This window comes from Cryomorphaceae bacterium 1068, assembly GCA_027214385.1.
Taxonomy (GTDB): domain Bacteria; phylum Bacteroidota; class Bacteroidia; order Flavobacteriales_D; family Cryomorphaceae; genus JAKVAV01.
This window is the reverse complement of sequence record JAPVXR010000014.1, coordinates 26,992-47,826: the sequence shown is the minus strand read 5'-3', so window position 1 is coordinate 47,826 and position 20,835 is coordinate 26,992. Positions and strand designations below refer to the sequence as shown.

17 protein-coding genes are annotated in these 20,835 nt (G+C 42.6%); 7 read left to right on the top strand and 10 right to left on the bottom strand.

Features of this window, described 5'->3' with window-relative positions; translation table 11 throughout:
• Positions 1–25 precede the first annotated feature (25 nt).
• Both O3Q51_15080 and O3Q51_15075 read left to right on the top strand, forming a co-directional pair.
• Positions 26–4,978 (top strand): translocation/assembly module TamB domain-containing protein, encoded by a 4,953-nt coding sequence (locus O3Q51_15080; protein MCZ4410145.1) that lies wholly within the window; start codon positions 26–28, stop codon positions 4,976–4,978.
• Between the two features lie 65 nt (positions 4,979–5,043).
• A complete protein-coding gene (locus tag O3Q51_15075; GenBank protein MCZ4410144.1) occupies positions 5,044–7,251 on the top strand; it encodes a BamA/TamA family outer membrane protein in 2,208 nt (735 codons plus the stop codon).
• Positions 7,252–7,302: 51 nt separating this feature from the next.
• Here the strand turns inward: O3Q51_15075 and O3Q51_15070 are convergent, their stop codons facing one another.
• A complete protein-coding gene (locus O3Q51_15070; GenBank protein ID MCZ4410143.1) occupies positions 7,303–7,878 on the bottom strand; it encodes an ATP-dependent Clp protease proteolytic subunit in 576 nt (191 codons plus the stop codon).
• Complete coding sequence (gene ruvX, locus O3Q51_15065) at positions 7,875–8,303, bottom strand: Holliday junction resolvase RuvX (GenBank protein ID MCZ4410142.1); 429 nt, start codon at positions 8,301–8,303, stop codon at positions 7,875–7,877. Before ruvX ends, O3Q51_15070 begins: the two co-directional genes overlap by 4 nt.
• A 57-nt stretch (positions 8,304–8,360) precedes the next feature.
• Between ruvX and O3Q51_15060 the strand changes: the two genes are divergently transcribed.
• The 5 genes from O3Q51_15060 to O3Q51_15040 all read left to right on the top strand — a co-directional run bounded on the left by O3Q51_15060 (position 8,361) and on the right by O3Q51_15040 (position 13,673).
• The gene (locus tag O3Q51_15060) at positions 8,361–9,794 is read left to right on the top strand and encodes an alpha/beta fold hydrolase (GenBank protein ID MCZ4410141.1); all 1,434 of its coding nucleotides are present in this window, start codon (positions 8,361–8,363) and stop codon (positions 9,792–9,794) included.
• A gap of 83 nt (positions 9,795–9,877) precedes the next feature.
• Entirely contained in the window at positions 9,878–10,690 is an 813-nt protein-coding gene (locus tag O3Q51_15055) for a 2,3,4,5-tetrahydropyridine-2,6-dicarboxylate N-succinyltransferase (GenBank protein ID MCZ4410140.1), read from the top strand.
• A gap of 7 nt (positions 10,691–10,697) precedes the next feature.
• Positions 10,698–11,699, top strand: coding sequence for a glycosyltransferase family 9 protein (locus tag O3Q51_15050; GenBank protein ID MCZ4410139.1), 1,002 nt, complete (start codon positions 10,698–10,700; stop codon positions 11,697–11,699).
• Positions 11,677–12,246, top strand: coding sequence for a Sua5/YciO/YrdC/YwlC family protein (locus tag O3Q51_15045; GenBank protein MCZ4410138.1), 570 nt, complete (start codon positions 11,677–11,679; stop codon positions 12,244–12,246). The genes O3Q51_15050 and O3Q51_15045 overlap by 23 nt, the downstream gene beginning before the upstream one ends.
• Before the next feature lie 5 nt (positions 12,247–12,251).
• A complete protein-coding gene (locus O3Q51_15040) occupies positions 12,252–13,673 on the top strand; it encodes an HD domain-containing protein (protein MCZ4410137.1) in 1,422 nt (473 codons plus the stop codon).
• On the opposite strand, the gene O3Q51_15035 is transcribed toward O3Q51_15040, so the two are convergent.
• The 8 genes from O3Q51_15035 to O3Q51_15000 all read right to left on the bottom strand — a co-directional run bounded on the left by O3Q51_15035 (position 13,670) and on the right by O3Q51_15000 (position 20,576).
• Complete coding sequence (locus O3Q51_15035) at positions 13,670–13,960, bottom strand: DUF427 domain-containing protein (protein MCZ4410136.1); 291 nt, start codon at positions 13,958–13,960, stop codon at positions 13,670–13,672. The two genes, O3Q51_15040 and O3Q51_15035, sit on opposite strands and share 4 nt — an antisense overlap.
• Complete coding sequence (gene egtD, locus O3Q51_15030; protein ID MCZ4410135.1) at positions 13,957–14,898, bottom strand: L-histidine N(alpha)-methyltransferase; 942 nt, start codon at positions 14,896–14,898, stop codon at positions 13,957–13,959. Before egtD ends, O3Q51_15035 begins: the two co-directional genes overlap by 4 nt.
• Before the next feature lies 1 nt (position 14,899).
• On the bottom strand, positions 14,900–16,102 hold the full coding sequence (gene egtB / locus O3Q51_15025) for an ergothioneine biosynthesis protein EgtB (protein ID MCZ4410134.1): 1,203 nt from the start codon (positions 16,100–16,102) through the stop codon (positions 14,900–14,902).
• Between the two features lie 53 nt (positions 16,103–16,155).
• On the bottom strand, positions 16,156–17,409 hold the full coding sequence (locus tag O3Q51_15020; protein ID MCZ4410133.1) for a hypothetical protein: 1,254 nt from the start codon (positions 17,407–17,409) through the stop codon (positions 16,156–16,158).
• A 66-nt stretch (positions 17,410–17,475) separates the two neighbouring features.
• Positions 17,476–19,017 carry a S8 family serine peptidase gene (locus tag O3Q51_15015; protein ID MCZ4410132.1) on the bottom strand — a complete coding sequence of 514 codons (1,542 nt, stop codon included), beginning with the start codon at positions 19,015–19,017 and terminating at the stop codon, positions 17,476–17,478.
• A 76-nt stretch (positions 19,018–19,093) separates the two neighbouring features.
• Complete coding sequence (locus O3Q51_15010; protein MCZ4410131.1) at positions 19,094–19,552, bottom strand: hypothetical protein; 459 nt, start codon at positions 19,550–19,552, stop codon at positions 19,094–19,096.
• Between the two features lie 145 nt (positions 19,553–19,697).
• Positions 19,698–20,108 carry an OsmC family protein gene (locus O3Q51_15005; protein MCZ4410130.1) on the bottom strand — a complete coding sequence of 137 codons (411 nt, stop codon included), beginning with the start codon at positions 20,106–20,108 and terminating at the stop codon, positions 19,698–19,700.
• 3 nt (positions 20,109–20,111) lie between these two features.
• Positions 20,112–20,576 (bottom strand): hypothetical protein, encoded by a 465-nt coding sequence (locus O3Q51_15000; protein MCZ4410129.1) that lies wholly within the window; start codon positions 20,574–20,576, stop codon positions 20,112–20,114.
• Positions 20,577–20,835: the final 259 nt, after the last annotated feature.

Below are 20,835 nucleotides of genomic sequence, written 5' to 3'. Positions count from 1 at the left end.
CAGTCAATTATCGAAGCAAAACTAAATGAAAGAATTCTTTAAGAAATCCTTACGAATTACCGCCAAGGTATTTAAATGGATTCTTATTGTTTTCATCTTTTTGTTCATCCTGATTTTTGTGATCTGGAAAGTCCCTGCCGTTCATCAATATGCCGTAAATAAAGGAACTTCCTTCTTCAACGAAAAAACGGGTGGTGATCTTAGCATCGGACACGTCGATTTAAAGTTGCCATTTTTCATAGGTCTCGAAGACATCAGCTTGCTAACTCCTGACGGTTCCAAGCTTGCTTCCATAGAGAGTCTCGAAATTTATCCGGGTTGGCGCATGCTTTTCGCGAATACAATCCGTGTGGACGAGATTAATCTCAGCGGAATCGAAGGGAAAATATTCGTCAACAAAAGCAGTGATTTCAACTTCGACTTTATCATCGATGGCTTCAGCGATACCACTGCAGCTCCAACAGAACCTCAGGATACAACCGCAAGCGCTTGGGGCTTTTCACTCGGTGATTTGAACATCTCCGAATTGGGATTTATTTTCGCTGACCGTACCACAGGCGATTCCATCGATATCCATCTCGGGAACTTTGAATTGGATATGGATGAATTGGATCTGGAAAACCAAGCTTACGTAGCGGAGAGCATCCTATTAGAAAATAGTGCAGTGTATGCTCAGATCACCGCAACGGAGGAAAGTCCTGACTCCTCTTCCTCCAACCTGCTGCCGAGGATCGGCCTGGATGAATTGGAAATTTCGAATGCCATCGTCGAGCTGAAATTGGGCGACGACCCTGCCTACAAATTCGATTTAGGTGAACTCTTTCTGGAAACAGATGAAATAGACCTCAACGAAAACAAGTACCTGGTCGAAGAATTTACTCTTACTAATAGCCGCTTTTACATTCCACTTCCTCCAACAGATTCTACTCAAACTTCAGCTGAGCCAAATTCTGCGGATACTCCAAGTAACACCGACAGCTTTTTTCCCGATTTAACTGCTTTAGTCGGAGAGATCTTTCTTGAAAATATTCAGGTCAGGGCATTCACGGGAGCCGACACGTTGCACACCCTTTCTAATTTGGCTATCACGGCTGAGGATATTGAAGTGGGTTCAAACGGTTATTCCATAAATCTTGAAGAATTGGCAGGAAGCTACAATGACTTCCAAGGCCTCAGAGAGTTTCGGGGTGATTTCGCCCTCACCAACTCAACTGCAAAGGCGGAAGGAGTAACTCTATTTTACGGAGAGTCAAACCTGAATATGCATGCTAAGATTGATTATAAAAATGTCGACGCGTTTTTAAGCCAATTCAAGTTTGACCTTCTCGATATTGATATCAACGAAACTCGGATTGCCGCGAAAGACATAGAAAAAATCTACGCGATCATGGAAATGGACAGTCTTCCTTTACCTGGGAGTGACATCTTCATCAACATGGAAGCGAAAGGAAACATGCAGTCTATTGACCTCGAAAACTTAAGACTGAAAACAGGAAGCAGCTTTGTAAAACTAATTGGAAATGCAACTTCTATAGGAGACAGTCTTTGGCCCGGGAACCTGTCCATTCAACGCCTGGAGGTGAACCTTATAGAAAATGATCTCATCCCTTACACGAATTACTTAGGTGTCGACACGGCACAGATTCCACCATCGCTGAACTTGCAGCTCAGTGGAAAGTACAACTCCCGAAAAGCCAAAGCCAATGGTTTATTGAAAACCCCTTACGGAGAAGTGGGAATTGATTTAGCAGGCGACGGTTGGTCAAACAGCCAGCAGGGCATAGCCGTGACCTTGAATTCTGATCAAGTTCGAATTGGAGATTACTTGAAGCTATCTGAGGAGCTCAATACGGACTTTTCAGTATTAGTAGAATCAGAAAACTTGAATGATTCAATCTTGCATCTATGTGCCGATCTTTCAGTTGACACGCTGAATTACAGGGGAAAAGAATTCACCCAACTCGATCTGGATGTCGATATGCTAGGCAATGAGATACAGTATGCATTTGCTATTGAAGACACATTTGCCAAAGCTTCGCTTGGAGGAACACTGGATTTCAGTTCAGGAATCGATGCTCTGGTATCGGGAACCGTAAGCGGAATAGACTTGCAAGGTCTCGGATATGCCGAGAAAGACATCAGAGGAAAGATAGACCTCAAGGCATCATTCAAACAGGATAGCCTTTCGACGATGGCAAATGTCCTGATTGACGAGATCCTTTTTGTGAAGGAAGGAGACCGCTTTCCACTCGAGCCGTTAAAAGCTGAGTTTTATACAGGCGACGATTCGACATCTGCCAATATTGAAGGGGGCTTTATACAGTTATCTTCTGTATCAAATCGCAGTATTGATTCGCTGACATCGGTGATTGCTGAAACAATAGCACGCGGTGAAAGTGAAGCTGTAAACGACAGCACAGCTTTCTGGAATGCAACTCTCACCATCTCCGACTTAACGGAAATTGGAGAATTATTTCTTCCCCAACTTGGTGAATTCAAGCCTTCCATGGCCAACATTATTTTTAATACTCAAGACAATAAACTTCTCGCTGAGGCGGTATTTCCGGGAATAGAGTATGGTGCGTTTGATCTCGATAGTCTTCTCATTACTACCACTGATGCCGGAGATGTGATGGAAAGAAGACTTTCTATTAAAAGGATGGCTTACGATACTTTGGGTGTGGATGATTTGAAGTTTGAATTGGATAGAATTGAGAAAGGTGCTAAGGTGCTCCTTACCATCAATCCCGACACTTCTGATAACTTTTATAGGATTGGAGCAAATTTGGTAGCAGACTCGATCGTCCTTAAAAATGGATTTACTTTTCAGTTTGCAGATACCATGGTTTTAAATGGCAAACAATGGTATTACGAGGATTCTTGCGCGATAAATTCTAACATAGATGGAATTACTTTCCGAGAGTTTAGACTTTACCGAGATGAAAGAGTGATCCAACTTGAAAAAGAGGAAAGCGATTCGCCGCTGAATATTATTGCAGAAAACTTTCCTATGCACGCGCTCACGGGGATGTTCAATACAGAGGAGAAAGTTTTTAATGGAATCATTAATGGTCAGGTCTCATTAAATAATGACGGCACTTTTGAAGGCGAAGGAGATATAACAACCTTCCAAATATCAGGAGCAGATTTCGGAACACTGAGCTGGAGGGCTTCGAAAGAAAACAACAATTTCAAAACGTTTATCAGTACTAAAGGAGATCACATAGATCTGGTGCTGGACGGAGACATACTCCCACAAAATGACTCCCTGTCAGCGCTGGACCTCGATATTGAACTCAACCGACTTGATCTACAACTACTCGAAGTGCTTGTGGCAAATAATATCGATGAGGCTTCGGGAACACTCTCAGGAGATATAGCCATTGAGGGCACCACAGACACTCCACAGTTGAGCGGATTTTTAAGGTTTAAAAATGCACTCATTCGCCCTACTGATCTCAACGCAGGTTATACCGTTAAGGATGAGCAAATAGAAATAACTCCTAAAGGATTAAAGTTCAGTCAATTCACCGTCACCGATAAGAATGGTAGCAACCTGTCAATCGATGGAACGGTGGAACACAAGGAATTCACCGATCCCCAATTGAATTTAAGGATTGAAAGCAAAGACTTCACCTTAGTGGATATCGCTGAAACGGCAATCAGTCCTATCCACGGAAAGCTGGTTGCCGATTTAAACCTGGGTATAACGGGCCCTCCGACCGCTCCTATTGTCGATGCCAAAGTAAAAATCAACGAACCTACATATTTCAGCTACATCGTAACCGGTTCGGCGGAGGTGGAGGCCTTTGACGAATCTCTTTTGATATGGACTAATTTCGAAAAGAGCTCAGATAATGAGATCTTAACCAGAAGAAAGGAAGAGCAGGGATTAGAAGGGAATATTTTTGCGAGTAATCCAAAAATCAAAGGAGAGTTGACCATTGATAAATCAGCTATTTTTCAAGTCGTGGTAGATTCTTCGGCAGGTGATTACTTGCAAATTCAGGGAAGTGGAAAACTAGGGATTGACTATGACCGAACAGGCGCTCTTCGATTTAATGGTGTATATGAAGTCACGAAAGGTTTCTATCAGATGACTTTCTACGACATTCAAAAGAAAAAATTTGACTTTATGCCGGGAAGTAAATTGGTTTGGAATGGAGAGCCTACCAATGCCAATATTGACATCACTGCTTCATACAAGACCCGCGCGGGTATTTCAAATCTAATGTTGATAGATGGCTCTACCTCTTATGATGAAGCATTTCAGCAACAATTACCTTTTGAGGTATTGCTCAATGTAGATGGAAAACTGCTGGAACCCCGGATTACCTTTGACATCATTTTGGCCGAAGAGGCACAAGGCGCCCTGAGTGGCTCTGTGGAGGGTAAACTCAATGACTTAAGAGAAAACGAAAGTCGGCTAAACAAACAGGTGTTTGCACTTCTCATTCTTGGTACGTTTCTACCTCAGGACGGAGGTTCTGACTCGAATGTATTGGCGAACCAAGCGCGGAACAGCGCCAGTCAGATTCTGACAAATCAATTAAACAGTCTCTCGGATAAGTATGTGAAAGGGGTAGATATAAACTTCGACATGTACTCCTACGGGGGAGCCACAGGACAGGGGAACACTGATTTGAGTGTTAACCTGGCTAAATCATTTGCGGATGATCGAATCATAGTAAAAGTAGGAAGCACTGTGGCCATTGAAGATGGTAATTCGGGGTCTGCCCAATCCTCTCAACAACAGTTTATGACCAATATTGAGGTAGAATACAAACTCACTCCCGATGGCCGCTATCGATTGCTGGTTTTTAGTAAAACCGATTTGGAGGATATCGTGATTGGAAGAATTACCCGATCAGGTGGAGGCTTCGTCTTTCAAAAAGATTTTGATCGATTCAGATATATTTTTAGGCAACCTGAAGAGGACTCACAGAATACGAATGAGCAAAATGAGATAGAGGAATAGTGTTGAAAGTTTTTAGAAATATGGTCTTTTTGATACTTCTGGCATCCTGTTCGGCAAATAAGTACTTGAAACCTGGCGAAAAATTCTTTGAAGGTTTTGAAGTAGAATACGCAGACGCAGAAACTGAAATTCCTAAAGATGTAAGAAACTCGATCCTGTCAGGTTTAGAACCCGAGGCCACCAGAAGATTTTTCTTAAGTCGACCTGGGACTTGGATATATTATCAAGTTGACTCTGTACCAGGCGACAAAGGGCTCAAGTATTTCATCAAATACCGACTTGGAAACAACCCCTCCTTACTGCAAGAGGTGAAAATTGGTGAGAACCGAGAAGTCATAGAATCACGTATGAAAGCAGCAGGTTTCTTTAATGCTCATGTTGAAGAGAGGGTTGATACCACAAAGCGCAGGGCCTCTGTCGTCTATCGAATTGAACCAAAACAGCCATACTATTTCGATACCCTACAAATTTCTTCAAAGCCACATCCTTGGAGTGACGAACTTCGTAGAGTCTACCAAGAGAAACCTATCGTTAAAGAAGGGGATCTATTCAAGAAAAGTAGTATTGTAACACAGCGCGAAGTCATCTCTGAAAAGTTAAAGGAAGAGGGATACTTCTACTTTTCTCCATCGCTTCTGTACTACCTCGCAGATAGCAGTTATGAGAACAGACACGTAAGGCTTAGCCTGGACTTAAAAGACAATACCCCAAAGGCGGCCATTGAAAAATTCAGAATTGACTCCATAACAATCAATTTGGCAGTGGACTCTGAAAACACAGAAATCATTGGAGATAGTCTCAGGGCAATCATTGACAAGGAAAAGCTCTTTATAAAACCCGAAAAGCTAAGGCCATTCATCATTATGGAGCCCGGCGAAATTTACAACAAGAGACATGAAGCCCTCACCTTGGAACACCTCAACAAGCTCGATATTTTTAATTATGTAAGTCTTAGCTTTACTACCGATACTATAGACGGGAAAAACTTGCTGAGGGCTAATATTATCACTTCACCAAGGCCAAAGCATTCCCTCCGTTCACAAGTGGTGCTTACGACTACATCTACTAATTTTACCGGGCCTGGCCTACAACTGCGCTACACCAACCGAAACTTATTCAGAGGTGCCGAACAATTGAGATTGAGTGCTACGGGGCGATATGAACAACAGCTCACAGGATCAAGAAAGGGTTTGACCTCTTATGAAATTGATCTTTCGGCTGATTTACTTGTACCTCGTGTTTCGGGCCCGATAAAATCAAGGAAACTTACAGGAAATGTACCCAAGACTAAATATAGCTTATCCTATCGCCTATTCAATCAACCCGACTATTACGCCCAGAGTAGTTTTGGAGCTAGCTTTGGTTATGAGTGGCTGACCAATAAAACCACCTTTCATGATCTTAAACTAATTCGTTTAGACTATGTGAGGCTGCTGGAATCATCGCAACGTCTTGAAGATTTATTCGAACAAGGTGTGCTTGATAGAGAAAGTTTCAACGACCAGCTGATATTTGGCCCTAGCTACAGCATTACGTATAGTCCTGAAAGGAAAGGGGGTGTAGTAAATTACTTTATCGGCGGAAGCCTCGAGTCTTCCGGAAACCTACTTTATGGTGCCTATAATTGGTCCAATTCTGAAGTTAATGAAGACGGACAATATGTTGTTGTCGGAGTACCTTTTGCACAGTATGCCAGAACCCAGCTTGACGCTCGACTATACTTGGATGTTGCAGAATATACCCAGCTTGTTTTTCGTCAAAACCTAGGTGTCGGCATCCCATACCTCAATTCCAATAGCCTTCCTTTCGCCAAACAATTTTTCGTAGGAGGTGCATCTTCACTAAGAGGATTCCAACCTAGAGAAGTAGGTCCGGGTACTTATAAAAATGAGGAGAATACCGACGATAGTTACTTTGACCAAACAGGAGACATCATGTTAGAATGGAATGCTGAATCTCGTTTTGACTTGGGCGGTTACCTCAAGGGCGCTCTGTTCATCGACGCCGGAAATGTCTGGCTGATAAATGAAGCTTCCAATCGCCCGGGTGGACGGTTTGAGTGGAATGACTTCTTGAACGAGTTGGCCGTATCAGGTGGTGCAGGACTTAGGATCGATGCTGACTTTATTATCGTTCGTTTTGATTTTGCCCTGCCATTCCGCGACCCCTCATTTGAAGAAGGCGAAAGGTGGTTGCTTGACCGAATTAAATGGAATAACTCTTGGGTAAGTGATAACCTTATTCTGAATTTTGCCATCGGTTATCCATTCTAAATAAAAAAAGAGCGACCATAGGCCGCCCCTTATTTCTGACATATCGAAATACTAGTACTTCATAACCTTATCTACGATGCCGTATTTAAGGCTCTCATCCGCATCCATCCAATAGTCACGGTTAAAATCTTTCATGATTTTCTCTACAGTTTGTCCGCAATTCTCAGCGAGTATTTCAGCGCCGATTTGCTTCGTTTTCAAAATCTCATTGGCTTGAATTTCAATATCAGTAGATTGACCTCTTGCCCCACCACTAGGCTGGTGAATCATCACCTTGGCCATCGGGTAAATGAATCTTTTTCCCTTTTCACCTGCAGAAAGCAAAATACTTCCCATTGAAGCAGCTAGTCCCATGCACACGGTGCTAACAGGACTCTTGAGGGTTTTCATAGTATCGTAAATGGCAAAACCCGAAGTGACATATCCACCCGGACTGTTGATGATCAATGTTATATCCTTACCCGGATGCTTGGCATCTAAGTAAAGCAAACGGTCAATGACATGCTTCGCAGAATCATCATCTACCCCACCCCAAAGAAATACTTTGCGGTCTTTGACATATTGATCTTCAATTAATTTAGAAAGACCGGGATCTTTCTTTTTATCTTCTTTTTCCTTTTCGCTCATGTTAATCGTTGATTTCTTCTATTTTCTAAAAACTCTTGCAAGATAATGGTTGCGGCAATCTTATCGATATTTTCCTTCTTTCGTCTGTCTTTTTTTTTGCTCCCTGCTGCGATCATCGACTCCAATGCCATCTTTGAAGTAAATGCCTCATTCAGTCTGTGAACTTTAACTTTAGGATACCGCTGCGTAAATGTGTGCAAAAACTTCTGAATTTCATCTTCCAACTCATTCAGTTCTCCCGTCATTTTAAAAGGCTGTCCGACTACCACTTCATTGACTTCACGAAATTTGAAGTATTTATCAAGGAAAGGGAACAATTGTCGGCGCTCAATGGTTTCTAATGCACTGGCAATTATCTGCATATCATCGGTTTCGGCAATACCGCAACGCTTTGTTCCGTAATCAATAGAAAGTATTCGAGGCACTGCACAAAAGTAATAGGATTGAAAGACCTAAATTCACACTCGCAAAAATTAAAAAAGATGAAAAGAATCTACATGATATTGGCAATCTTAGCAGCACTGATCAGCTTCAATTCCGCTAAGGCTCAAGAACTCGTTTCAGCTGAACTGGTATTTAACTACAACACCGCTTTAATCAGCTTCCTTGGCTTCCCCCTTCCTGTCGAATATGCGGTAGATTTCTACCGAATAACATATACTACTACAGATACTGATGGAGAACCTACTATCGCATCAGGAGCCTTTACCCTGCCCGTATCCGGCTCATGCAATTCTTTCCCTATGGTGGCTTATTGTCACGGTACCGTTCTCAAACGTTATGATGTGCCGTCTGAGCGCAACTTCGAGAGCTTGGTAGTTACCGTGCTATCATCAGCGGGATATATTGGAATTGCTCCTGATTATTTGGGATTAGGGGTTGATGAAGGTGTTCACCCCTATGTTCACGCGGAATCTCAAGCAACGGCTACCATAGATTTAATCAGCGCTGTGAGAGAATTCTTGGGAACATCGGATATGCAAGACAATGGAGAGGTATTCATCACCGGCTATTCACAAGGAGGCCATGCATCAATGGCGGCCCTTAAGTATGCACAAGAGAATGATCTGGTGGATGAACTAGGCATTGTAGCAGGTGCACCATTGAGCGGCCCATATAATATGTCTGGCTCTCAATCTGAAGTTATTTTGAGCGGAGAGCCCTATTCTAACCCCGGTTACATCATTTATCTCTTAGTTGGTTACAACAGCGTTTACGGAAACCTTTACACTGAATTAAGCGACATCGTTCAAGAACCTTATGCCGACCTCGTAGCACCTTATTTTGACGGTGAGCAAGACGAATTTGAAATGACGGTAGTCAATGCGCTTCTTCCCGGAAATATCGACGAACTGCTAAGAGATTCAGTACTGACTAATTTTGAGACCAACCCGAATCATCCGCTCAGAGTAGCACTTGAAGACAATGATCTATTCGACTGGTCTCCCGAAATGCCGCTGCGCATGTTTTATTGCGATGGGGACGAGCAGGTAGCTTTCACCAATAGTACCACCACCGATCAAATCATGAACGATAATGGCGCCGAGGATGTAGCTTCTGAAAATGTACTACCTGGAGCCAATCACGGAGGATGTGTTGAACCTGCCCTCTTCGCGACTTATGAATTCTTTGATGGATTGGCTTCCGGATGCTCTTCTACCTTATCGGTAACTGATGCAGCTGAAGAGTCAATTGCCATATGGCCAAATCCCGCGCGAGATGTAGTACAAATAATCTTTGCTCTTGGCTCAGGCCAAATGGCACTTTACGATGTGAATGGTCGATTGCTCAAAGAGCAAATCGTGAACTCGGAGTTGTCCACTTTCGACGTGAGCGATTTGCCAAACGGGAATTATATTTTGACGATTACTCACAACGGTGCTCAGTATGGAACTTTACTCGTTGTAAAAAAATAACATCAAGGACACAGGCTCAGTGACATCTAAACCTCCTGAAGCTTTCAGGATATCTTATCTTTGTCCACCCTCAAGAAAGCACCATGGATTTAGAGTCTCTTATTGAAGAAGCCTGGAACGATCGAAGTCTGATAAATAACCCTTCTCATCGCCAAGCGATTGAAGAAGTCATTGAAAAAATTGACCTGGGAGAGCTCCGCTGTGCAGCTCCTTCAGACGATGGTTGGGCTGTGAACGAATGGGTCAAGAAAGCAGTGGTTCTGTATTTTCCCATGCGGGAAATGCATACCATCGAAGTCGGTCCTTTTGAGTTTCACGATAAGATGCGGCTCAAGTCGAACTACAAAGAAAAAGGTGTTCGAGTTGTTCCGCATGCTATTGCGAGATACGGAGCTTTTTTAGCGCGTGGCGTAGTGATGATGCCCTCCTATGTCAACATTGGAGCCTACGTAGACGAAAACACCATGGTAGACACATGGGCCACTGTTGGAAGCTGTGCACAGATAGGCAAAAATGTCCATTTGAGCGGAGGAGTTGGGATCGGTGGTGTACTGGAGCCACTTCAGGCATCTCCCGTGATTATTGAAGACGGAGCATTCATAGGGTCACGCAGCATAGTCGTAGAAGGTGTGAGAGTGGGAAAAGGGGCAGTGCTCGGTGCGAACGTTGTATTGACAAAAAGCACACACATCATCGACGTAACAGGCGATGAAGCTGTCACTTTTAAAGGTGAAGTTCCTGAGAGATCCGTTGTGATACCCGGAAGTTATACGAAGACATTTCCTGCCGGAGATTATCAAGTACCGTGTGCACTGATCATTGGTCAGAGAAATGCAGGAACCGATTTAAAAACTTCATTAAACGATGCTCTTCGTGAGTATCAAGTAGCCGTCTAGTCTGTTTATGAAGAGAATTCTCATCATACAAACGGCCTTTATTGGCGATGTGATTTTGGCTACTCCGCTCATCGAGAAGCTCAAAAATTTTTATCCGAAGGCAGAAATTGATTTTCTTTTGAGAAAGGGAAATGAAGGATTACTAAAAGACCACCCCAAAATCAACCGGGTCTTGATTTGGGATAAAAAGAAATCCAAATACAATAGTCTGGCTAAGCTAGGACGCGAGGTGCGAAGAAATAAGTACGATCTCTTGATCAACCTTCAGCGCTTTGCCTCATCGGGATTACTTACGACCTCGTCCAAAGCAAAAGTTAAAATAGGATTTGCCAAAAATCCATTTTCTTTCGCCTTCACTCATAAATTCCCTCATGTCATTGACCAGAAAATGCATGAAGTCCAAAGAAACTTGAGTTTGATCGAGGAATTGACAGACAGTTCTTTTCAACCGCCTGTCCTCTACCCTTCTCAGACTGATTTCGACAAAATTGCCCCGCTAAAACGAAACGGCGCCTATTACTGCGTAGCTCCCGGATCGGTTTGGTTCACCAAGCAGTTTCCTGCTGAGAAATGGGTTGAAATGATTGATCGAATAAATCACGATACCCCGGTTTACCTCCTTGGAGCTCCCGGTGATTTAGATACCTGTGCCGAGATTCAGCAAAAGTCCGTTCACGGCAATATTCGCATTTTAGCAGGTGAACTCACCTTTTTACAATCCGCAGCTTTGATGAAAGATGCGAGAATGAACTTCGTCAATGATTCTGCCCCGCTTCATATCGCTTCTGCCGTGAATGCCCCTGTTACTGCTGTTTTCTGCAGTACTATTCCACAATTTGGCTTTGGACCAATCGGAGAGAAAGCATTCGTAGTTGAGACACAAGAAAGTCTGGATTGCAGGCCATGTGGCTTACACGGAAAAAAAGCCTGTCCGAAAGGACATTTTAAATGTGCTTATACTATTGATACTTCTGAAATCTTGAAGGTTGGAAAAAATAAATCAAGATAATGGCCATCTTAAAATAGTAGAAGGAAACCTTCTCGTTGCTCCAACTTCGGCCGGATGGAGCCTGTTGTGTCACGCCCGAAACAACGATGCTTTAAAAACATTGCGTAGTTTGAAAAATCGCGGCGCAGAAAGTGGATTTACTGTTTTAGTGGAAAGTGATGCTCGGTTAAATCGATTGGTTACCGATATTCCCTCGATAGCTTGGGATATACTGGACACAAGCGATGGCGATTTGATTTTGATCTTACCAGGAGGAAGAAATGTGGATAAACAAGCTTTGGCAGCCGATGGCAGCATTGCCATTAGATTGGTAAAAGATCCAGCAGAAAGAAAGCTAGTTCAAATGGTAAATGGTCCCGTTGCCTGCACCGCTTTGCTCGATGCATCAGGTTTAGCTGTCGATAAACCTGAAGATGCTGAAAATTCGCTCTTGGAAGAGGTAGATTATCTTCTAAATTTGCCCACCCTTTCAAAATTCAAGGACAAAAAGCAGATTCCCATTGTCAAGCTGAGCCTGGACGGGGAAGTGAAAATCATTCGACCCTGACCAAAATGGATTTTAATGACCACAAAGTAATCTTGGATATGCCGATATTCAAGACGCTGTCGGAAGTTGCTGACGAAACAGGAACTGAGGCGTACGTCATTGGTGGTTTCGTTCGAGACCTCCTATTGGGTCGGGAAGTCAAAGACTTGGATGTGGTAACCGTCGGAAATGGCATTGACTTCGCTCAGTGTGTGAGCAAAAAATTGGACAACCAACCCGTCAAGGTTTTTAAAAACTTTGGGACTGCAATGCTCAAATTTGAAGAGTGGGATTTGGAATTCGTTGGAGCAAGGAAAGAAAGCTACGTAAGAGATTCGAGGAAGCCTGAAGTTGAGCCCGGAACCTTGCGCGACGATCAACTGCGTCGAGATTTTTCCATCAACGCATTGGCCATTAGCCTGAATAATTACGATCGAGGTGAACTATCTGATCCATTCAATGGGGTCGCTGATTTGAAATCAGGTATTATCCGTACCCCGACCGACCCGCACACCACTTTTAGCGATGACCCTTTGCGAATGATGAGGGCCATTCGTTTCGCCACTCAGCTAGGATTTACGATTGAAAAAAGTTCTCTTGCTGCGATAAGTGAAATGAAGCAGCGTATTGAAATTGTTAGTGCAGAAAGGATAAGCGTAGAATTGAATAAGATCATCATGGCGAAGAAGCCATCAATTGGTTTTAAGCTGCTATTCAAAACGGGACTATTGAATGAGTTTTTTCCTGAGCTAGTCAGCCTTCAAGGAGTTGAAGAGCAAAATGGAATCCGCCATAAGGATAATTTTTACCACACACTCGAGGTGTTGGACAATGTAGCTGCTGAATCGGATAATCTCTGGCTTAGATGGAGTGCCATCCTTCACGATATTGCTAAACCACCTACGAAGCGTTTTCACCAGGGAATAGGCTGGACCTTTCACGGACATGAGGACAAAGGCGCTCGAATGGCTCCAAAAATTTTCAAACGGCTCAAACTTCCATTGGATCATCAATTGAAATACGTGCAGAAGATGGTTGCACTGCACTTACGCCCTATTGCACTTACCAAAGAAGAAGCAACAGACTCAGCTATTCGCAGACTACTCTTTGATGCAGGAGACGACATTGACGACTTGATGATCCTCTGTAAATCTGACATCACTTCTAAAAATGAGAAGAAAGTCAGAAAGTACCTGTCTAATTACGAACGGGTAAAAGAGCGCTTGATAGAAGTAGAAGAAAAAGACAAGGTGCGCAATTGGCAGCCACCTATTTCAGGGGATGAGATTATGAGCTTTTTTGGCATAAAGCCGTCGAGAGAAGTAGGGATCATAAAGAATAGCATCAAGGAGGCTATCTTGGAAGGAGAAATTTCCAATGATCCCGAGGAAGCTCGGCAATTCATGCTGAAAGAAGGAGAGAAACTAGGGCTTGCGCCGAAAAATTAAACTTCGCTCACTTCCACGCCTCTCCAAAAAGCAATGTGATCTTTGATGGCTTTTGCAGCGTCTTTCGGCTCGGGGTAATACCACGCAGCATCAGATCCTATTTCACCATTTACATCAATGCTGTAGTAGGATGCGGTGCCTTTCCAATGACACACAGTTTCTGTATCGGAAGTTTTAAGGAACTCCTTTTTGACATCAGAGACAGGAAAGTAATGGTTCCCTTCCAGTTGCTTTGTGTTTTCGCTTTCAGCTATAATTTGTCCTTTGAATTTGGCTTGAACTTTCATGGTTTCTTTACTAGAGTGTCTACAAAGTAATGCTTGCAATCGTAGAAATGTTCGACAACGTCGAATCCCGCTTTCTCAAAATAAGTCTCTATATCCTCTACCCTAAACTTACGACTGATTTCGGTGTGAATCACCTCTCCCACTTCAAACTGAAAGGTTTGATCTAGCCTATCAACCTTAACTATCTGCTGTTTCAGACTGACCAGATAGCTTTTTGCCAATCCCGTCTCGGGGTCGTAATAAGGATAGTGCTCGAATGCTTCAATGTTAAAATCTGCACCCAATTCACGGTTAATTCTTCTCAGAATATTGAGATTAAAAGCTTTGGTAATTCCCGTAGGATCATTGTATGCGCGAAGAATGGTCTGTGGATTCTTCATCAGGTCATAACCAAGTAGCACCTCATCACCCGAATTTAGCTTTTTATAAAGCTCTGCCATAAAGCGATGGATGACTTCTTCTCGAAAATTGCCAATACTCGACCCGATAAAAAGTACAAGCTTTGGTCGATCTGATTCTAATCGCACATTATCCAATGCTGAGAAATAGTCCGCATTTTCAGGTCGAACTGTCAATTGAGGAAACTCTTCCGAAAGGTCCTTTTTTAGGTTTTCTAAGACATCTTTTGAAATATCGATCGGTACATAGCGAAAATCTGCCCCGTTTTCTAGGAGACGCTTTAGCAGAATCCTGGTTTTGGTGCCATCTCCTGCTCCAAACTCCAGTAAATCAAACGGCTTCGAATCTTTTGAGAATGCCTTCAAAATGTCAGCACCACGGGTCGAGAATATTTCATACTCACAATCAGTTAAGTAGTACTCGGGCATTTTCATAATCTGCTGAAAGAGCTGATCTCCCTCTGCATCATAAAAGTATTTTGAAAGTAAATACTTAACCTCGGACGATAGGCCTGCGGCCACATCTTCTGCTAATCCCATATTATTTTGCTAGACGAATACCGGCGAATTGCCATTGTAAGTGAGGGTGAAAGAAATTTCGATACGTTTTTCGGCTATGACCGGGAGCTGTAGCTCCTGATGCACCGCGCAATACCATTTGGTTGATCATGAATTTGCCGTTGTACTCTCCCAATGCTCCCGGAGCTTTGGCAAAACGCGGATAGGGTAGATAAGCACTATTGGTCCATTCCCAACACTGACCCCAGTTAAACTTTTCAGAGGCTACCTCCCACTCAAACTCAGTGGGGAGTCGAAAACCTTTCCATTGAGCGAATGCAGCAGCTTCGTAGTAACTAACATGAACGAGAATCTCATCTCCCTTGATCTTTTGCAATCCCGACAAGGTATAGCGCTGCCATTCTCCATCAATTTTGTGGACGAATAATGGTGCGACTATTCCATTTTGGTCTATGAATTCCCATGCATCGGAATGCCAAAGATTAAAGTCCTGATAGCCTCCGGATTCGATGAATTCGATGTACTCGCCGAAGGTAATAGGCCTATTGGCAATACTGAATTCTTCCAAATAAACTTGATGACTTCCTTTCTCATTGTCAAAGAAAAACCCATCTCCCTCGTATCCAATGGGCTTTAATCCAGATTCAATTTTGACCCAATCAAAGTTCACATCGGCTAGTTGCCGATCTATATATGAATCTACACGGTAACATGGGAAAAACGGTTGGTGCCCTAAAATGTATTTAATATCCGTGAGCAATAGTTCCTGATGCTGCATTTCATGCTGTAGTCCAAGCTCAATGACGTCGTACAGATTCTTACTGTTTCTTGCTGTACTGAGCAAATCAATCAGCTTTTCATTGACGTATTTGCGATACTCAAAGATTCGGGCAGTCTCAGGTCGTGTCATCGCCCCTCTATTTGAACGCTGTACACGTTCCCCAACATTGTTGTAATAGCTGTTGAAATGAAATCCGAAAGTCGGATCAAACTCTTGGTAATTCGGATCAAACTCCTTCAGAGCGAATGTCTCAAAAAACCAAGTAGTGTGGGCCAAATGCCACTTTGGCGGCGATACATCCGTAACGGGCTGAACAGGGTAGTCTTCGGTTTTAAGCGGTTTACAGATTTCGTAGGTTCTGTTTCTTACTTCCAAAAAACGCATTGATAATGGCTTTGGAGCAGTTGTGCTTTCGCCAGTCTTAGTTTCGGTAATAGATTCCATAGAATTTCCAGTCCTAAAATTACAATTATAAATAGGGCTAGAGGTGAAGTGATCTAATTTCTGATTATAACCTTTTCGGTATGGATGGTGAGCCCTCCTGTAATGACAATCATGTAGAGGCCATTGTTCAGACTTTTAGTCAATCTGAATGTATCTCCTCCTCGAAATTGTTGAGAGTGATGCAAGCCTCCGTTGTGATCAAATACCGACAAGGTATACGTTTCATCTTTGAGGAGGCTATTGCAATACCAAGGCAATCCGATTGTATGGGGGTTTGCATAAAAGCACTCAATATTTTTATTGGAATAATCTAAATTTCCGATAAGGTACTCGTTCCAAAAATGCTCATGTTTTTCATAAGTATTCCATGCGTTCTCTTCGGAATTCCACTCTTTAAAAAGTGTCAAATCCAGATTGCCGTTTTCGTCATAGGTTACTTCAACACTGGCCTGAGCATCTCCGTCCGGATCAAGAGAATTATAGGAGTTCGAGTTCTCAATTTGGCCGAGAGAAGTATAAGAAAGTGCCTGAAAAGACTGTTCTATCCACTGACCCAAATTTTTATTCCAAGTACTTTGCGAAAGATTTACAAGTTGATTTTCGTCATTGTATTCGTAATCGCGCAAAGAGGTATTTACCCAAGCTCCCAAAGTGTCAACCCAAACTTGATATACCTCTGAACTCAGTTCTTTATTCTCGTTATATTCGTATAGCTTCCTTCTTTGCGGTTCCCAAGCCATTTGCTCAGCTAGCCATTCAAAACTTAATTCTTCAGATATCTTGTTATGATCGTTGTACTGATATTCTCGCTTTGAGTGCAACATCCAGTCAATGCCCCCGTGAAGCTCAACAATCTCTTCAGATATCAAGCCTAAGTAATTTCTGAAGAGAAAGGTTCTTTGGTCATTTTCAAATTCTTCTATGGTGGCATTCCACGTTTTAACTACGCTGTATTCAACAAGTCCATCGCTATTGTAATTGAAAATTCGCTTTGATGATTTACTCCAAGTACCTGATTTATTCTCAAACTCATTTTCAACTAAGAGTCGACCTTGATTATCATAATCAAAACCAATCTTCCTAGCCAAAAGAAAATCAGCGTCTGTATCTTGTTTCTCGTAAAAATAGGTAGAGTCTCTTAGGAATCGTTGATTGTAAAGTAATTCGGGATTATTGAGCCTCAACCCATCAAAACCGAAGAAGTCATTCATCGCTCCGGACTTCTCGTCCATACCCGATTGTGCTTGGCCTGAAAAGGCCGAAAAGAGCACGACTAGGGCTAGTATGGTAGGCTTTAAACGAAACATTGACTCGCAATCAGTCGCTTAAGGTACGAAACTTTCGTCTAAGATACCGGAATTACTATACCATGACTAGTCTAGGAGTTCTTCCACAGCGCCTTCAGCGGAAACAACTGCGGGATTTCTCAAGAAATCTCCGAGTGGTAAAGTTTTACCCTCCACTACTATCATCAAGTCTTCCAGATCATTTGCAGAATTGACCAACAGACGCTTTAGTTTTACGGCTGACAAGTCGGGATCTAAACCCCAAACAAGTGCGGCGACTCCTGATACAACGGGAGCGGCCATACTGGTACCTGACTGAGACGCCGTTTGATTATCGGGTGCCAAGCTATTTATCTCAACTCCCGGAGCAATAATGTCTACCGACTTTTTGCCATAATTCGAAAAGTCAGCTAAAAATGAGGCATCAGGATCAGAACTTCCTGCTGCGACAGTCAGAAGGTTTTTGGCGCTTTTAGACTTACCCAGTGTTCCGTCAGGGTAGTTCAGAACTTCATCATTGTCCGAAGCATCGTTGCCAGCAGCATGAACCAATAAAACATCATTTTTTGCCGCATACTTAATGGCATCAAAAACAAGCTCGGCTTGCGGAGAGTATGCTTTTCCGAAACTCATGTTGATAATCTTCGCACCGTTATCAACAGCGTAGCGAATAGCCAAAGCAATATCCTTGTCACGCTCATCGCCACCCGGCACCGCTCGTAAAGGCATAATGATGGCATTTGGAGCAATACCGTCAATACCTTTTCCATTGGATCGAACGGCTGCGATTATTCCGGCTACATGCGTACCATGTGATGGATCTTCAGCCCATACCATCTGGTTTCCATATCCAATGGGAAGTTCCTCTTCATTTACCAAAGGCCTGGGATCAAAGTCAATGTTCAAATTATACTCTAGAAAGTTCTCAAAATACTCAGCTCCCTCTTCGAGGTATTCGCTGAGTCCTTCTCGCTCAGCTAAAAGCAGGAAGCTTTTAACCTGCTCCCCATCTTGCGATCTAGGATTCCATCCGTTTAATATTTCTATAGAAAAAGTATCACCACCTACTTCTTCGAAATAAAAGGCTTGAGCTCCCTTGTATAAGGCTGCGAGTTGGGCATACTCTGAGAACTGAGTTTCGATTGCAGTCAACTCTTCCTCAAACTCTTCTTTGTATTGAAGGTAAGTCTTATAATCCTTATCTTCTGATTTAGAAATAGATGAAGCCTCTCTGTGTTCAAATTCCTTAGAATACTGCCTGTAGAGCCGGGTTAATTCCAGCGTTTCATATTTTATATTTTCCCCGTTCGGATTCCCAAGATAATTCCAACCGTGTACATCATCAATGTATCCGTTTCCATCGTCGTCCAGACCGTTATCGGGAATCTCGTCGATATTTGTCCAGATTTTCCCTTCAAAGTCTTCATGATAAATATCCACTCCATCATCTATTACTGCTACTATGATTGTATCTAGAGGGCTATCTCCAATAAGTTTAAGAGCATCACTGACATCAGCTCCTGCTGTTTCACCCTCTACGAAGGAAAGGTTGAACCAGTCAGTTTTCTGCTGAGCTTGACCGGATAAAGGGATAAAAAAAAGAATGGTAAGATGAGTGATAAATTTCATTGATCTCGTTTTGTACAAAAAAGAAACGCCAACGCTGTCATCAGGTTGGCGGTCAGAGTGCAATTCTTGTTAAATATCAAAATCTTTTAGAGACTCCGAATCTCCCGCCGGATAGGTTATTTCCACCACCAAATTCAAGATTAATCCCCCAATCGCTATTCCAGTAGTATCGACCACCAACTTGCACGCCAAGGTCAAAACCAGAATTGAAATCATTATCTATACCTGCAATAAATCCGAGACTTAATCCTGCATAAAAATCCCAATCGCGAGGAATTTCAAGAAGTGTATTGAAGTGGTAATCTCCTCTACCTGATAATGTAAAATAGTCAAAACCAAGATCCAGACCTAACTGGCCACCTACAGTGATATCGGGATGTACTCCAAAATCCATCCCCGCATATATCGGAATACCACTATCGAACAGGCCAACCCCAAGATTAAGCTGTTTTCCTCCTTGGCCAATAGGGCTTTGAGCAAAAGCCACAACTGGCAGGCAAGCGACAGATAAAGCAAATGCAAATCTCTTTAACATGTTTTCATTTTTTAGGTTGGCAAATATAGAATTTTGCTTGATGTCAAAAGGGCGTAATAATGGTTCATGGCATCTTTATCCATATTCTGAAAAGTACAGCTAAGCTGTCACTAAATCTGACTGAAACGGAATGTGATTTTAAAGATCAAGACTGCATCTGAAGCTCGTAAGTCACTTTAGTCTCGGGACGGAAAGTGGCGCCAACTGAGCAATATTTTTCTACGGCTAAGGCAACAGCCCTTTCGGCTCTATTTGGATCTATTTCACCGTGGATAGTGAAAATCATATGCATGGCATGGTAAGGCTTGCATTCGCCTTCTTCCCTTCGTTGCCCATCCACCTCAATGTGCAAATCGTCTATTTTTTGACCTTGCCTTTCCAGCATCATTGCTACATCGAAAGCACTGCAAGAACCGATTGCAGCCAGAAGTAATTCGATAGGCAACATCGCTTTCTCCTCATCACTACCATCAATTTCAATCCTTTTACCTGAAGGATTAACAGCTTCAAAATGAAGATTGTCATCGAGCCTTCGAATGGATACTCGCTTATCCATAAATCAGCAAATCTCTTCGAGAATATGCGTCATAGAACCGAGTTGTACTTTTTCACCTACTCGTTTACCTTCCAGCGCACGCATCAAAGGCGCAGCCATTGACACACCTACTACACTGATACCATTCACGTCCATTCTCTCATGAGCCGCCCCAACCAAGGCAACTAGCTTATCGGTTTTTATCAAGGAACCGAATTCTACTTTTTCGCTTATAACTTCAGTAGAAATACTTCTGAGCATATAAATTTCCTTTTCCAGAATTTCCATACTATGAGTTAGAAAATCCATCTCATGCAGGGTTTCCTCATTTTTGGAATCAATATGCCTGTTGTCCATATCGTCATTGGCTACCTGATCTAATCGGGTACGCTCTTCCTGTCTGAAATCATTCAGCACTTCTTCTTTATGATCTTTGAACGACTTGATTATTGATTTTTTTAGAGAAACGTCTATTTTGGGTGTTGACATCAGCTGTTTTTTAATCTTTTGCGGAAATATAAGAATGTCAAAAGAAAAAGCTGTCCTTATTATACTGAAATACGCTTGTTAATTCATCGTGTAAGTTGCTTTCTGATCTATGTAAGTTTGGAGAGCTCGCACTTCCGAGAATAGCAGTATTTCAATAAAACCCCTCTTTGGACTGCATCGTTTGCATTCCTATCAAGTTCTCATTATAATAACTTGATAATTCGACTTCAATAACTAAACTGCGGATTAGGAAAATAAG